At 38.6% G+C, this 16095-nt stretch carries 14 protein-coding genes and 1 pseudogene; 7 read left to right on the forward strand and 8 right to left on the reverse strand.

From position 1 onward, the window contains the following. Positions 1–16 precede the first annotated feature (16 nt). Both HH219_RS07380 and HH219_RS07385 read right to left on the reverse strand, forming a co-directional pair. Positions 17–709: a glutathione binding-like protein gene (locus HH219_RS07380; RefSeq protein WP_169327058.1), complete on the reverse strand. Its 693-nt coding sequence runs from the start codon at positions 707–709 to the stop codon at positions 17–19. Positions 710–732: 23 nt separating this feature from the next. After that, positions 733–1344: a LysE family translocator gene (locus tag HH219_RS07385; RefSeq protein ID WP_169327059.1), complete on the reverse strand. Its 612-nt coding sequence runs from the start codon at positions 1342–1344 to the stop codon at positions 733–735. Positions 1345–1437: 93 nt separating this feature from the next. On the opposite strand from HH219_RS07385, the gene HH219_RS07390 reads away from it, so the two are divergent. From HH219_RS07390 to HH219_RS07400, 3 genes and pseudogenes are all read left to right on the forward strand, one after another. After that, complete coding sequence (locus HH219_RS07390; protein WP_169327060.1) at positions 1438–2316, forward strand: LysR family transcriptional regulator; 879 nt, start codon at positions 1438–1440, stop codon at positions 2314–2316. Positions 2317–2710: 394 nt separating this feature from the next. Then, positions 2711–3685, forward strand: a complete 975-nt coding sequence (locus tag HH219_RS07395; RefSeq protein WP_169327061.1) for a transposase — start codon at positions 2711–2713, stop codon at positions 3683–3685. A gap of 218 nt (positions 3686–3903) precedes the next feature. Continuing rightward, positions 3904–4084: pseudogene (locus tag HH219_RS07400) on the forward strand (IS110 family transposase); the annotation flags it as partial. Positions 4085–4112: 28 nt separating this feature from the next. Here the strand turns inward: HH219_RS07400 and HH219_RS07405 are convergent. From HH219_RS07405 to HH219_RS07415, 3 genes are all read right to left on the reverse strand, one after another. Continuing rightward, a complete protein-coding gene (locus tag HH219_RS07405; protein WP_169327062.1) occupies positions 4113–5156 on the reverse strand; it encodes a GTP pyrophosphokinase in 1044 nt (347 codons plus the stop codon). A gap of 525 nt (positions 5157–5681) precedes the next feature. Next, the gene (locus tag HH219_RS07410) at positions 5682–6671 is read right to left on the reverse strand and encodes a 2-hydroxyacid dehydrogenase (protein WP_169327063.1); all 990 of its coding nucleotides are present in this window, start codon (positions 6669–6671) and stop codon (positions 5682–5684) included. Beyond that, positions 6628–7149 (reverse strand): glutathione peroxidase, encoded by a 522-nt coding sequence (locus tag HH219_RS07415; protein ID WP_054205675.1) that lies wholly within the window; start codon positions 7147–7149, stop codon positions 6628–6630. The genes HH219_RS07410 and HH219_RS07415 overlap by 44 nt, the downstream gene beginning before the upstream one ends. Positions 7150–7271: 122 nt before the next feature. Here HH219_RS07415 and HH219_RS07420 point away from each other — a divergent pair, with 122 nt between their 5' ends. Together HH219_RS07420 and HH219_RS07425 are read left to right on the forward strand one after the other, a co-directional pair. Continuing rightward, positions 7272–8153, forward strand: coding sequence for an NAD(P)-dependent oxidoreductase (locus HH219_RS07420; protein ID WP_169327064.1), 882 nt, complete (start codon positions 7272–7274; stop codon positions 8151–8153). A 34-nt stretch (positions 8154–8187) separates the two neighbouring features. After that, positions 8188–8385, forward strand: a complete 198-nt coding sequence (locus HH219_RS07425; RefSeq protein WP_169327065.1) for a hypothetical protein — start codon at positions 8188–8190, stop codon at positions 8383–8385. Here HH219_RS07425 and sbcB read toward each other — a convergent pair. From sbcB to HH219_RS07440, 3 genes are all read right to left on the reverse strand, one after another. Next, positions 8351–9796, reverse strand: a complete 1446-nt coding sequence (sbcB, locus tag HH219_RS07430) for an exodeoxyribonuclease I (RefSeq protein WP_054205677.1) — start codon at positions 9794–9796, stop codon at positions 8351–8353. The genes HH219_RS07425 and sbcB overlap by 35 nt on opposite strands. 382 nt (positions 9797–10178) lie before the next feature. Further along, a complete protein-coding gene (locus HH219_RS07435) occupies positions 10179–11222 on the reverse strand; it encodes a methionine synthase (RefSeq protein ID WP_054205678.1) in 1044 nt (347 codons plus the stop codon). A gap of 43 nt (positions 11223–11265) precedes the next feature. Continuing rightward, a complete protein-coding gene (locus tag HH219_RS07440) occupies positions 11266–12240 on the reverse strand; it encodes a DUF1852 domain-containing protein (protein WP_169327066.1) in 975 nt (324 codons plus the stop codon). A gap of 613 nt (positions 12241–12853) precedes the next feature. Between HH219_RS07440 and HH219_RS07445 the strand changes: the two genes are divergently transcribed. Continuing rightward, on the forward strand, positions 12854–13663 hold the full coding sequence (locus tag HH219_RS07445) for a sulfite exporter TauE/SafE family protein (RefSeq protein WP_169327067.1): 810 nt from the start codon (positions 12854–12856) through the stop codon (positions 13661–13663). A 145-nt stretch (positions 13664–13808) separates the two neighbouring features. After that, on the forward strand, positions 13809–16016 hold the full coding sequence (locus HH219_RS07450; RefSeq protein WP_169327068.1) for a M14 family zinc carboxypeptidase: 2208 nt from the start codon (positions 13809–13811) through the stop codon (positions 16014–16016). Positions 16017–16095 lie beyond the last annotated feature (79 nt).

Below are 16095 nucleotides of genomic sequence, written 5' to 3' on the forward strand. Positions count from 1 at the left end.
CGTTCTCCTAAATAAATCACTTAACATGCGATTGATTAAAAAGCAGGTGCGAAGCCTTTTCATTAACCGTAGGTTGGGTATTAATTCTACTTGCCACCTCAAAAGCTTTAATTGTTGACGGTCTCGTTTTGATATTCTTTAACCAGCGCTTAAGATTACTAAATTTCTCAATATCAATATTTTGATAAGCATGTATTCTTATCCAAGGGTAACACGCGATATCCGCAATTGAATAAAAGTTGCCAGCTAAGTATTCTGTTTGCTCCAGTTGCTTGTTCATAACACTATAAAGACGATTCGTCTCATTTTGATAGCGGTTAATTGCATAAGGCACTTGTTCAGAGGCATAGTGTGTAAAATGGTGATTCTGCCCAGCCATAGGGCCAAGTCCAGTTACTTGCCAAGTTAACCATTGTAATACCTTATATTTATCAGTTAGAGACTCACCGATTAATTTCCCTGATTTTTCAGCTAAATATTGCAAAATAGCGCCTGATTCAAAAATACTGATTGGTTTAAAAGTATTGAATGGGGCGTTATCTGTTATTGCTGGTATTCTTTGGTTAGGGCTCAATTCGCTAAACTCTGGTGAAAACTGCTCCCCTTTAGATATATTTATTGGATGTATCTTGTAATCCAAACCAAGTTCTTCAAGTGCCATAGTGATTTTGTGACCATTGGGCGTAGTCCAGTAATATAAATTAATCATAGTGATTCCTTAAATTATTGAGTTCAGTTTGTTAAGAATTGATTAAACATAAACAAAGCGAAGATAGAAAAAGTAAATGCTGATAGTCGATTGAAGTAATTTGCAAACTTGTCAATGCCTATGGTTTTAGTTAAATAGTTAAAACTAAAACCATAGAAGCTATGAACAAGTAATACATTTAAAGCAAAAATACTTGTTAATAGCGTTGCTATACCCGCAGAAATATAATTCTCTTGCATGTATGTAGGAAAAATAAATATAAAAAAAGCAAGTGCTTTTGGGTTCAGTAGACTAATAACTAGACCTTGAGAAAAATGCTTTTTCTGTTCATAACTCAAACTGTTTTTATATTTAAATGCCCTAAGGTTATTTGCAGTCAAATATAAAAAATAAAAAGCCCCTGCAAGATTAAGAATCTTAAATGCGCCGTCAATAACTTCCGTTGTAAACATTAATAACAAGGTTCCAAAGAAACCTACAATTAAAATTCCTGTTGCAACACCCAAAATTCCCTTCAGTACATCGTGTGAATTAGCATTAAACACATTGTTAATTGTAAATAACACAGCAGGTCCTGGACTGAGTACAGTCAGAAATGACACTAATACAAAACTAATTAAGTGGTAAGTTTCCATATTGACTCCGTTTGATTTACGAGCCTATGTTATATTGTTAGGATAAAACCATTAACCCACTTTTTGTTAAAACAGTTTAAACCAGAGGTTTACATGGATAGATTGAAAGCTATTGAGATTTATATCTCTGTTTGTAAGGAAAAAAGCTTTTCTAAAGTCGCGACGAAATTCGATATTTCCACAACAATGGTAAGTAAATACATCAATTATTTAGAAAAAGAAGTAAATATTAAACTACTTAATAGAAGCACTAGAGGGCAAAACATAACAGAAGCCGGCGAGGTGTACCTAAATAAAGCTAAAGCGTTAGAAAAGCAATATCGAGAATTAGTTCTTTCTATGGATGATTTTACAAAAGAGCCTACTGGTTTGATTAAAGTTAATGCTCCGCACAACTTTGGTACTAATGTATTAACAACAATCATCGCAGAATTTCTAGAGGCTAACCCCTCAATAAGAATAGACTTTACATTATCTGATTCTTTAACTGACGTTGTTTTAGACAATTATGATGTTGTTTTTAGAGTTGGTGATTTGAAAGACGCTTCTTACATCTCAAAGAAAGTTTTCTCACAACAACTTGTTTTTTGTGCTTCACCAACATACCTAAAAACAAACGGTACCCCCCAAGATATGAAGGATTTAGAAAATCATCACTTTTTAGGCTTTAAACCGTGGTTTGATAGCTCCAATTTTAAAAAGGAGTTTAGAGTCGACCTCTTACATTTACAAAACAGTAGATTCATTAGTAATAACGGTAGTGCACTAAAAAATGCAGCACTCAAGGGGATTGGAATTATTCTTCAACCTTATCCTTTGCTTGAAGAAAGTATCCAAACAGGAGAACTCGTTAGAATACTTGAAGGGTGTCAACCAAAAGCCAGAAACGTCCACCTTCTTTATGCAGACAAAAAACAACCGTTAAAAGTTAGAAAGTTCATTGACTTCGTTTCACAAAATTTAATCAACTAAGGGGTGTAACAAACTCGGTTGTTAATAACAACCTGTTAAGGCATGAACAATTCAATACCAAAGTGAACTTCCCAGCTTTCACTAGACAGTTTTTAATTCAGAATAATATATGACAGCAAGAAGTACCTGAAAGACAATTAAAAACTTCTGAAACACTTAAAATCCTTGTTTTGGCACCTAACGCTTAAAGCACCGGCGCAGCCTAGCTGCGTCCGGTGGCTTTACTTGTTAAGTTTCAGTTCATGGGCAAACAGCTGACCAGCGTGCCTCTGTAACTGCCACGTCTCGGCAAAGATCTTGTGCCAAAAAACAAAATAGACACCCATTTTAAAGTTTGTATTTCCTCTATTTTTTACTAACTTTTAATTAGTTTAAAAAATAAACAGGGTGATGTATGGCAGTTGCAAGAAAACGTCAAATAAGTTTGGTTGATACAAAGTACTATCATTGTATTTCTCGCTGTGTACGCCGAGCATTTCTATGCGGTGAAGACCGTTTTACTGGTCAATCCTATGAGCACCGCAGAGGGTGGGTTGAAGAAAGGTTACTAGAATTAGCGAAGGTATTTTGCATTGATGTATGTGCTTATGCAGTCATGAGTAACCACACCCATTTAGTCCTGTATATTGATGATAAAAAAGCCAATAGGCTTAATGATAAAGCCATTGTTATTCGCTGGCATAAGCTGTGTAAAGGCACGGTACTGACGAAAAAATATTTGCAAGGTGAAAAATTGAGTAAAACAGAGTGCATCTTTTTCAACCAAACAGTTGAACAATATCGAGAGCGCTTAGCAAGCATCAGCTGGTTTATGCGGCTATTAAATGAAGATATTGCCCGCAAAGCGAATAAAGAAGATGGGTGTACAGGCCGATTCTGGGAAGGACGGTTCAAATCACAAGCCCTGCTTGATGAAGCCGCACTCGCCGCCTGTATGGCCTATGTAGATTTAAACCCAATCAGGGCCAAAATGGCAAACACACCAGAAGAGTCATTACATACGAGTGTGCAAAAACGATTAGAAAGCGCAACAGAAGGTAAACAACCAAAGCAACTATTACGTTTTGCCGGCATGTCACGTCAAATAATGCCAAAAGGCCTGCCGTTTGAACTTAAATCGTATCTTGAACTAGTTGAATTAACCGGGCGTAGCATGAGAGAAGGTAAGCGCGGTTATATAGAAAGTAGTCATTCACCGCTATTAGAAAGAGTCAACATTAGCCCAGAAAACTGGTTAAAACTCACGGCGCAATTTACGCGCGTATTTCATGGCGCAGTAGGTAGGACGACCTCACAAGAGAGTTACTGTGAACACTTGAACAGAAAACGGCGTAGCAACGTCAGTAACAGCGAAAAACTACTGGCCTAGTTTTTTCACACTCAATTAAAACGTCAACTATTGCCTTAAGGCACTATTTTTTATGTCTGTAATTTAGGTGCCTGCGTTTATGGATTAAGCTAAGGAGAATGAAACCGTGATTATGTTTAAAATGTTCACTTACTGCTGATTTCAATCGATGCGTTTGTTGTTTTACTTCTGATGAAACTTAAAATGGGTGTCATTTTAAGTTTTCATTTTAAGTTTTCATGTATATGGCAATGATGTCAGCTATCCAATGCAACCCTAAATTTAAAGAAATTTATCAACGAATGGTTTCAGCAGGTAAACCTAAAAAAAGTAGCCATCATTGCGTGTATACGAAAGCTGGTAGTAATCATAAATTTAATGGTGAGAGATGGTGCCATGTGGGATCCTAAAATGGTTTAAAATTAGGAATTGACACCATAGTCACTTGTTAGTAATCATTTTCCCAGTCATATTCGTCACCATCTTCAAGGCCAAAAGCAATAGATATTTCTTCATACTCTTCAGCAGAAAAGTATGAATCAATGATTTCATCTCCCTCCAATACCCACCGGATATCATTATTCTCTCGTAATTTCCTCCAATCATTAATAATTAACCAGTCCCTCGTATGCCCCCAAATAGTAGAGCTATAATTCTTTTCTTTACATTTTTGTGCATAATCATTGGGGATAGCATCATTTAATTCAGAAGCTTTGATAATACCAACAGAGTTTAATTCAAAGATTAACTCTTTAATGTCTAACTTATTTTCAACATGCTCTAATGCTAAATCATTAATTTTAAACCAATTGTCAACGAATTGAGGAAGGGTTAGAGAGTCTAAAACATAGTCAAGATTACCTTGGATTGTATCGGAATGAGCTTTTTCTATATATGAATCTATTTCACTAGAGATTTCGCTGAAACCTTTATCTGCAATTTCTAACATACCAGCATATAAGAAAAGTTTTCTTTCTATCTCTGGGGGGAGTTTCCCTAAGAATTTATAGTTTCTATCATGGGCCAGCTCAGCCCAGGCGTGTTGTAGTACTGTTCGTACTTGAATTTCAAACTTTAAATTGGACAGATTAGCAAACTCAGGAAGACCTGCTCTTGCTTGCCCAATGTCACAAACAAAGTGAACAGATCTATAACCAATTTGATCTACGGATAGCTTTTCATCTTGATTTAATGAATTTGAAAGATCTACGGTAAATGCACTGCTAATTAAATTAGATATTTTGGATATATCTGATTCAAAATAACCAACTACCCTAATTCCAGTTAGGTCTGTTAGTTGCTTTGCGGGATCTTTGTAAGATTTTCTCTCAATTTTGTCTAAAATACTTTCTTTTGTTTTAGTTCGACCTGATACAGTCAAGTATTCAATCTCATGAGTTTTTAATAAATTTTCAATTATTGAAACTACAGAGTCTGTAAGTCGTGTATGTTTAGGTAGGGTTTCATCTACCCATGCTTCATATTTACTCATATCTATCCATGATGACTAACATTTTAGTATTTATGCGACACGCAGTTTGTGTTGCAGTGTTGCTTGTTGGACTGAGGCGCTACCTGCTCGGTGTGTCAGAGTTGGTGTTGTTTATGCTATGGACTTTACTTATAGAGAAAGGCTTTTTATGACCTAAGCTACATCAAGCCAATTTCATCGGCGTGTCTATCGTATCTAAGCTATCCCTGCGTAGCTCAGTATTTATTATGTCCCTATTAAACCTAATATTTAACAGTTAAGCAATGATATTTTTTCACGCACAGCTGCTACTAGCCTGAACAATTAAGCAGGTTAATCATACGAATAGCACTTGTGTTATCGATACTGAACTTCTATTTTACTAACGGCCGCTTATCGCTCATAGCAGCCTGTCAGCTGAACTCTAAATTAAGTTTTAGAGCTGATATGAGCTACTTCAGCTTATGTAATTTAACAGGCTTGAGCAAAGCTAACCAGGTTGATTTTTTGTACTTTGGTTTTTAAACCTTTACCTAGCACCTAGCCTTATTTAACTTCATTACTCAGGGGCTTGTTGTGAGTAAATTCAAGGGCATTATCTATCGTTGTTTGGGCAATCTCAGCTAAGGCTTCTTTGGTAAAAAAACCTTGGTGCCCGGTGACTAATACGTTAGGAAAGCTTACCAATCGTGAAAATATATCGTCTTGCATTATTTCGTCACGACGGTCTTTAAAAAACAGCTCTGATTCTTGCTCGTAAACATCAAGTCCTAAATAGCCAAGCTTCTTACTTTTAAGTGCGCTAATGCATGCTTTACTATCAACCAATGCGCCGCGTGAGGTGTTAATAAGCATAACGCCAGTTTTCATTTTGCTAAATGCTGTTTCATCAATTAAGTGGTGCGTGCTTTCGTTTAATGGGCAATGCAGTGAAATAATATCACTTTGGGTGAGTAAAGTGTCTATATCGCATAGGGTGTAATTACCCTCTGTTGCATAAGGGTCGCAAACCAATATATTTGCACCAAAGCCATTGAGTATATTAACCAATGCTAGGCCAATTTTCCCGCAGCCAATTACGCCAATGGTTTTTTTAAATAAGTTAAAGCCAAGCAAGCCGTTTAAGTCAAAGTTATCTTCGCGAATGCGGTTATATGCTTTATGGGTTTTACGATTTAAAGTGAGCATTAATGCGATGCAGTGCTCAGCAACTGCTTCTGGGCTGTAGGCTGGCACACGGCATACTTTGATGTTATGCGCATTTGCGGCAGCTAAATCAACGTTATTAAACCCCGCGCAGCGCAGTAAAATACATTTAATACCGTAGTGTGCGAGTTGTTTAATGACGGTTTTATCAACCACATCATTAACAAATACACATACCGCATCAAAGCCTTGGCAAAGTATGGCCGTTTGCGCATCGAGCGATTGCTCAAAATGGGTTAATTTGATGTCTGTTTGATTTTTTAAGCAGGCATCAAAAGATGTTTGTTCATACTTTTGCGAACTGAAAAGCGCCATTGTTAGTTGCGTCATTTATTGTACTCTCTATTACCTGTTTTAAGGTGTCGGGTTTAGTGCGCGGTGCGTAGCGCACGGCTAATTGCCCCTCAGAGTTTATTAGAAACTTAGTAAAATTCCATTTTATGGCACGGTTTTGTGCTATTCCTCGGGTATGTGCTTTTAAATAGTTAAATAATGGGTGAGCTTCAGGGCCATTCACCATCACTTTACTAAACACAGGAAAGCTAACATTAAACTGTTGTTGGTAAAAGTCTTTAATATCAGGGTTATTTATTGGTTCGTTGTAATCAAACTGATTACACGGAAAGGCCAACACAGTAAAACCAAAATGCTTATATTGTTGGTATAGCTTTTCAAGCGCGGTTAATTGCACTGAAAAGTTACATTTACTGGCCGTATTAACAATTAAAATAGTGCTGCCTGTTAATTGGCTCAGATCAAAGTTTTCGCCATTATAAAGTGGGGCGCTGAATTGATATATGCTATCCATAGGTTTCCTGTTTTGTCTCGTCCATGAAGAAATGTAATGAAGACTTTTTCATTCGCTTTTTGTCTATTCGGTTGAGATAATCAAATTATCTTTTTAAGTTACCACTGAAATAGGTCAATTTTATGTCAATGAAAGTCGCATTTATCGGTTTAGGCGTTATGGGGTATCCAATGGCAGGTCATTTAGCTGCTGCAGGCCACCATGTAACGGTATATAACCGCACCACAGAAAAAGCACAACAATGGGCACAAAAGTACACCGGTGAGGTTGCATTAACGCCTGCAAAAGCCGCTGAAAATGCAGATGTTGTATTTATGTGTGTAGGTAACGATGATGATTTACGCTCAGTTGTATATGGCGCAGACGGCGTGATTGCAGGTATGCAAACGGGCACTATTTTAGTGGATCATACAACAACGTCGGCAGAAGTGGCGCGCGAAGTGTCGGCTAATGCAGCACTTAAAAATATTGCCTTTATTGATGCGCCAGTATCGGGTGGCCAAGCCGGCGCTGAAAGTGGCGTATTAACGGTAATGGCTGGTGGTGATGCGGTAGTGTTTGCAAAAGTACAGCCTATCATGGCGGCGTTTAGTCGCTTTAGCCAATTACTCGGTGAAGTGGGCTCTGGTCAATTATGTAAAATGGTCAATCAAATTTGTATTGCAGGTGTTGTGCAAGGTTTGGCAGAGGGCTTACATTTTGCAAAACAAGCGGGCCTTGATGGTGAAAAGGTAATTGAAACTATTTCAAAAGGCGCGGCGGGTTCTTGGCAAATGGAAAATCGCTATAAAACCATGTGGGCAGGTGAATACGAATTTGGTTTTGCCGTAGATTGGATGCGTAAAGATTTAGGTATTGCGTTAGATGAAGCTAAAAATAATGGTGCAACGCTACCGATGACAGCAACGGTTGATCAGTACTACGCTGACGTACAAGCACTCGGTGGTGGGCGTTTTGATACTTCAAGTTTATTAGCGCGTATTGAAGCACTGCATAAAAAGTAATTATTTAAATGGTTATTAAGCGCCTTCAATTATATTGACTAAGGCGCTTTATTTATTAAAATCAAGCCGCTTACCGCTTACCGCTTACCGCTTACCGCTTACCGCTTACCGCTTACCGCTTACCGCTTACCGCTTACCGCTTACCGCTTACCGCTTACCGCTTACCGCTTACCGCTTACCGCTTACCGCTTACCGCTTTACATACTTTGCGCGTAGTTATAAAGCGCTTTAAGGATAGTCAGATTTTTTTCATTATCGTCATGTTCATGGGCGAGATTTTCAAGGGTTACCATAAAATCTTGTGCGCTAATCGATGGTTGATCTTCACCATGCATTAGCTTGTTTTGGCAATATTGACGCCATTGATCGAGTTCATCTTGATTAAGCGATTGCGGCCAGTTACGGGCGCGATACTTAAACAATAAGTTATCAAACTTTTTGTCTTCAAAATCTAACTTCATACCGGCTAATTGCTCAGGGCTGGCATCTCGGATAATTGCAAATTTAGCTTTATCAGCATGGCTGGTAAAGCCGTCGTATAACATGTAATCAGTATTGGTGGTTTTACCGTAATCAGGCTTGTCATTAAACACTTCAGTCACTTTATCGCGCAGTGTTGAATTGGCTTTTAAAATCGCAAGATTTTTTAAGCATTGCTCGCGGTCAATACCTAATCGAGCTGCATTTTCAGGTAATAACGTTTTAGCAGGTGCTAAAATAGGGCACTTGTTTAAATGCACTAGCTTTAAACCAACGGGTCGTTCATCCTCGGCAAGATCACTGCGCTTGGTATAAAGACGCGTCCGCAGCTCTTCAACTGATAAATCCAGTAACACTTGCGGATCTTCCGTTAGGTTAAAGCATACTACCGCGTTTTTATTGGTTGGATGAAAGCTCATTGGTGCAATCCAGCTTGTACACCCTTGTGTAGCGGGTATACGTGACGAGGTATGTACTAGCGGCGTCATGTTAAACACATCAACTAATTCAGCTAAGGCTTTTTTACCACGTAATCCAAAAAAGAAGTTATACAGTTTAGGCTGCTTGTCTTTTATTAGTTTAGCTAACGCAATAGTGGCGGTTACATCGCTTAACGCGTCATGTGCAGCGGCGTGTTCAATGCCATTGGCAACGGTTAAATGTTCCAGCTTAAAACTTGGGCTGCCATCTTCTTTGAGCGGCCATTCAATACCTTCAGGGCGAAGCGCATAACAAGCGCGCACTAAATCAATAATATCCCAGCGGCTATTATTGTTTTTGTATTCACGCTCATAGGGGTCGTAAAAATTACGGTAAAAGCTGTAACGGCTTACTTCGTCATCAAAACGAATGCTGTTATAGCCAGCTACGCAGGTATTAGGCACACTAAATTCAGCATGGATTTTGGCAATAAACTCAGCTTCAACTAAACCTTTTTGCATCGCCACTTGCGGTGTAATGCCTGTGATCAAACACGCCTCAGGATGCGGTAAATAATCAGCCACCGGTTTGCAATATTCAATCAACGGCTCACCAATAATGTTTAAATCAAGATCGGTCCGAATCCCTGCAAACTGGCTAGGTTTATCCTTTTGCGGACTCGCCCCCCAGGTCTCATAATCGTGCCAGTATATTGTTGCTTGATTTTGCTCTTGATAAGCCATTTAAAAACCCTTTAAGTTAGCTTGAAACGGTTTAAATGCCGCCAAGTTACTAAATTCATGAATTATTTAGATTATGGCACACGGGCAATGGAGTTTATAGGTTTGAATGATGAAATGATGCTAATCATACTCTTCAGGAGTCGGTAGGGCTCAGTGGTGCGAAACCAACAAAACAGCAGAAGGAATTTACACATAAAAGCGCATAGTCTAGGTTACACACCTCGCGCCGCGATTAAATCGCCCCTAGATTGAATAAATTTCAATCTACAAAGATCAACACTCCCTAGAAGCCTCGTAAAAATGAGGCTTCGTTTTAAATAAATAGAGCATTTACTTGCGTTGAATCAGAACAAACCTAAAGGCAACTCTATTATCATTGCGTCTAAGCTGAAAGCTCTTTTCTGACTATCTCTGCACCTGCACTTAAGGCATCTAGTTTCCCTTTTGCTACGTGATGAGGTAGCGGGGCCATGCCGCAGTTGGTACAAGGGTAGAGCTTGTCGGCATCAACATATTTAAGTGCTTTGCGCAGGGTGGCTGCTACTTCTTCTGGTGTTTCAATGGTATTGGTTGCAACGTCAATCGCGCCTACCATTACTTTTTTACCGCGAATGAGTTCAAGCAACTCAATTGGTACATGAGAGTTGTGACACTCTAGTGAGATAATATCGATATTAGACTTTTGTAGTTTTGGAAAAGCCTCTTCATATTGTCGCCACTCAGAGCCCAAAGTTTTTTTCCAATCAGTGTTGGCTTTAATGCCATAACCGTAACAAATATGGACTGCTGTTTCGCATTTTAGGCCTTCAATCGCTCTTTCTAAACAGGCGATACCCCATTCATTGACTTCATCAAAAAATACATTAAATGCAGGCTCATCAAATTGGATAATATCTACACCTGCCGCTTCTAATTCTTTGGCTTCTTGGTTGAGAATTTTAGCAAATTCCCATGCAAGCTTTTCTCGACTTTTATAGTGGTCATCGTAGAGTGTATCTATCATCGTCATAGGCCCTGGCAGGGCCCATTTAATTGGCTGATTGGTTTGCTTGCGTAAAAACTTGGCATCTTCAACAAATACAGGCTTTTGGCGACTAACAGGGCCTACAACTGTTGGTACACTAGCATCATAGCGATCGCGAATTTTAACGGTTTTACGTTTTTCAAAGTCAACACCGTTGAGGTGCTCAATAAAGGTGGTTACAAAGTGTTGGCGTGTTTGTTCGCCATCACTCACAATATCAATACCTGCATGTTGTTGATCTTGTAATGACAAACGTAGCGCATCCTGTTTGCCTGCAATTAATTCATCGCCTTGTAATTTCCAAGGTGACCAAAGCGTTTCTGGCTCTGCAAGCCAAGCAGGTTTAGGTAAACTGCCTGCGGTTGAAGTGGGTAATAGTGTGTTATTAGTCTGTGTTTTCATAATAAATAATGCCGTAAATTTGGATTGATTTTCAACCGAGCAATTAAGCGTAGCTAGCAGACCACTGTTCAAGCACAGTTTGGTATGGTTTGATAAATTTTTCTTCGGCAAACTTTCCTTGCTCATTAGCGAGTTTGCTGCGCTCTTCTCGATCATAAACAATTTGTGTTAATGAATGATCTAAGTTCTTTAGGTTTGGTCGGTACGCCTTTCCTGCAGCTGCATTGGCATTATATATTTCAGGGCGGTAGATTTTTTGAAAGGTGCCCATTGTGCTTATGGTACTGATAAGCTCAAGGCTCGTGTAGTCATTAAGCAAATCACCAAAGAAATAAAATGCCAAAGGCGCTACACTGTTTGCAGGCATAAAATAGCGAACTTGCAGGCCCATTTTTTTGAAATATTGCTCAGTTAAAGACGACTCATTTGGCTGATACTCAACACCTAATACTGGGTGCTGATTTTCAGTCTGATGATACGTTTTATTATCCGATACACTTAGGCAGATAACCGGCGGTTTACTAAAGTTTTGTTTGTAAACAGCTGAATTTACAAAGTATTGAAAGAGCTTGCCATGCAATTCGCCAAAATTATCTGGAATGCTAAATTGTGGTTGATCTTTATTATGTTCTTGTAGCAATACGCTAAAATCATAATCGCGTACATAAGAAGAAAAGTTATTTCCTACAATGCCTTCAATGCGTTTATTTGTTTTATGGTCAACAATATTCGTTTTCAATACTTCAATTGATGGGAAAGTTTGGCCACTGCCTTCAATGTCCATATCAACAGAAATAATTTCAAGTTCAACAGAATAGCGATCGCCTTTAGGGTTATCCCAATTTGCTAAGGCATTAAAACTGTTGTCAATCATCTTTAAAGCGTTGCGTAAGTTAGCTTGGCGGTGACTACCTCTGGCCAAATTAGCAAAGTTAGTGGTGATACGGGTATTGTCTGATGGGTGATAATCTTCATCAAGACAAATGCTCTTAATAGTAAATGTGAAGTCTTTGTTCATGGTGATCTAGTATCCAATTGTCTGATTTAAATCTGAGTTTATGGGTTACGCTTGCTGGACTTTCCAATCAATTTTTATGATTTAATTAGTTAGTAACCGTCACAGCCTTTTTGTTTACGCCCAATGAAGGGGTGGCTGTATGTTGTCTAGCGCTAAGCGTTGAGTAATTTATACGTGGATCGGTACATGAAGAAAAACGGTTTTATTTCACATAAAACATGAACTAGATTCATTACTTATTATTACTAAGTGTTGTTATCTTAAAAATGTTCGCTGTATTGAAGGAAAATATATAAAACTCACTTGGATTTCTGAACTTCTAGACTGCTAGATGTGCGACGTGTATTTATTTCATATAAAACATGAAGAATATTCAGGGCTCATCTTAGCCAAAATAGTGAGCGGGGCTGGGTTATATTGATATACTCGCGCCGGATGTAGCGAGCTTAAAAATGAACCTGAAAGAGTAATACTATTAGTTATCATCGATTTAGTATTGAGTTGATGTAACGCGTAATCTTCAGTAGTAAATTAACAATTAGCTCGCCGCTAACATAATTGCATTCATTGAACATGATTGCCCTAGAATTAGAATTAGAAAGAGAAGAACGGAATGAGTGAATTGATATTGTTAATTATATACTGCGCGATATTAGGCAGTGGTGTTGGTTTTTTAGCTGGTCTGTTAGGTATTGGTGGAGGGCTTGTCATTGTCCCAATATTAAGCAGTATTTTACTTTATTTAGCTGTTTTACCTGCTGAACAGGTGGTTATCGTTGCAATTGCAACATCATTAGCGTCAATATTATTCACTTCAACGTCGTCAGCAATAGCACATCATAAAAATGGCAATGTACCTTGGGAGCTAGCTCCTTGGATAATGACAGGGGTTGCTTTTGGCGCGCTTATCAGTGGTTTTTTAGCCGCATTATTACCAGAGGCAACCGTGCGTATTGTGTTTGCAGTGAGCGTGACACTGATTGCGTTGAAGATGTTTTTAAGCAGTAAAAGTGATTCCCCTGTTGAGCGTAAAATGCCTAACAAAGGCCTGTTAACCTTTTTTACAACGATTACAGGCGGCTTGTCAGCCATGATTGGGATTGGCGGTGGCGCACTTCTAGTGCCACTATTGACGTTTTTCTCACTCGATATGAAAAAAGCGATAGGATGTGCTTCTGCCTGCGGTATTGTCATCGCATTATTTGGATCGATAGGTTATATCAGCTCAGGCAGTAGTCATTTTGCTTTAGAAGATGGGTTTGCTGGGTTTGTATATTTACCTGCTTTATTCGGTATTATTTGCACGTCTTGGTTTACGGCGCCTCTAGGTGCCAAAGCAACACATCATCTACCTGTACCAATGATCAAAAAAGTCTTTGCAGTATTATTGTTAGTGATGGCTGCAAATATGATGTTTAATTAAAGTATAGATAGAATGGTTAGAATACATAGAGGAAGTTAAAGCTTAAAAAAGCTCATTTAACATTTATTTGGGAACAAAACATTTAAGTTCTAACTTAAATGTTATATTTTAGTTAAAATAATACTAACAACATTGGTTATTCAGAATGCTATTTGTAGCCCCTCTTTTATTAGCAAGTACTTTATCGCTGGCTGGAGTACAAGATCCAGTTTATTTAGCGACGTTTGATAATGAACAACAAGAAATAAAAACGCGCATAAGCTTTCATCATGCACTTTTATCTGATGAACGAAATGGCATTTTATTACAGTTATCAAATCAGGATGTTTTACGCTTACAAAGCAAGGGTATTAAACTGACACCAGCAGATGCTTTATGGCACAGTAAAGTAAAAAAAATGCAGGAACAGCATGTATCTCAAAGTGTACAAACATCGGGGATCCCAGGATTTGCATGTTATGCAACAGTTGAAGAAACACTTGCCAGCGTCGAGCAGTTAACGCAGCAATATCCAGATATAACGCAATGGGTAGACATTGGTGATAGTTGGCAAAAAATAAATGGTGGCTCAGGTTACGATCTAAAAGTATTAAAAATAGGTAATAAAAACCTTGATAATCCACCCGTGTTATTTATTCAAAGCGCATTACATGCCAGAGAATATGCGACAGCAGGCCTCACTCTCGACTTTGCTAAAATGCTACTTAATGATGCGAAAACAAATCCGGATATCGCATGGGTTTTAGAGCGTCATCAAATTCATATATTATTTCAAAGTAACCCTGATGGTCGAAAAATTGCTGAGGCAGGCTACTTACAACGCAAAAATCACAATGAAAACCATTGCCCATCGGGGAATGTGGGTGTTGATCTCAATCGTAATTATTCATTTGGTTGGAATACGGTTGAAGGGGGATCTAGCGGGCAAGCTTGCCAAGCAACATATCGCGGTAAAAGCGGCGCGTCTGAACCTGAAGTTGCTGCGATAGAAGATTATATACGCAAGTTATATCCTGATGTGAGAGGCCCAAATGACGATGATGCTGCGCCAAGTGATACACAAGGCCTATACCTTGATATTCACAGCTACAGCCGCCTCATACTTTGGCCTTGGGGAAATATTGATAAACCAGCTCCAAACCAAGCTGGGCTTGAATCGCTTGGTAAAAAGCTTGCATATTTCAATAATTACTTACCACAACAATCGATAGGCTTATATGCTACAGATGGTACGTCGGATAGCTTGGCGTACGGAGAGCTGGGTATTGCGCATATTACATTTGAGTTAGGTACTGACTTTTTTCAGTCATGTGATTATTACCAAGAAACACTAAAACCCGATAATCTAAAAGCGCTTTTATATGCGGCAAAAGTAGTGGAAGCCCCATACTTATTAGCCCAAGGGCCTGATATTGAATCTATTGAGGTCGTTGGCAGTGTTGGTGGTAACATTGAAGTTAAAGTTAGCGCAACAGAAGAGCGCTTTAGTAAGCTCAATGGTGATTTAGTCGCAGATAACATTGCAACAGTAAAATACAGTCTTAACGAATACCCAAGTGCAGGAAATACCCGTTTAGCGACATTTTTAGATGGCAATGCCGACGCTAAAACAGAAAATGTTATTGCTACATTTAATCAATCAGACTTAATTGATGGAAAAATCACACTGTATTTTCAAGGGAAAGATATAACAGGGCAAGTAGGGCCTGTATCAGCATTTAATTTAGATGCGAGCTTACCAACACTCCGAGCGACAGCAACATGTGAAGGCGCAAAATGTGAGTTTAAAGCAGGCAACAAATTTGGTGGTTACTCATATTTATGGCAATTTGCTGATAATAGCTACAATGAAGAGCAATTTACGGCTGTAATGCCTCAACTGGGCGAGAACAAAGTCACCTATCAACTCACTAATAAGTTTGGTACTACACAAAGCATTGAAATAAATGCTCAAGTGCAAGAACTCATTAAACCAGAAGCTAATTTTAGCGAGGCGTGCGAAATATATGTATGTAACTTTGATGCTGGGCTGAGTAGTGATTTAGATGGATCTCAGTTGACATACGAATGGACGATAGATGCCGATGTCGTGAGTGAGCTTGGCAAATTTGAACATGACTTCATACAAGATGGCACTTATGCTGTTGAACTAAAAGTCACTGATGAACACGGCCAGACTGCCACCAAACAAAGCGAAGTTGTATTTACAGCAAATACGACTCCACCTGTAGTTGTTGCGCCACAACCTGATGTAACAGAACCCGAAGCTAAAAATTCAGGTGGTTTACTTAATTTTCTTACTTTAACTTTGTTAGGGTTATTTGTTTTACGAAGAAAAAAGCTGAAACTATAAAATAACGTTAACAGTGATCATTTAGCCACAAAAAAATACCAGTTAGTCTACGCTAACTGGTATTTTTAAATTATTTAAA

Origin of the sequence: Pseudoalteromonas sp. NEC-BIFX-2020_015, from assembly GCF_012952265.1 — a bacterium.
Lineage (GTDB): Bacteria > Pseudomonadota > Gammaproteobacteria > Enterobacterales > Alteromonadaceae > Pseudoalteromonas > Pseudoalteromonas neustonica.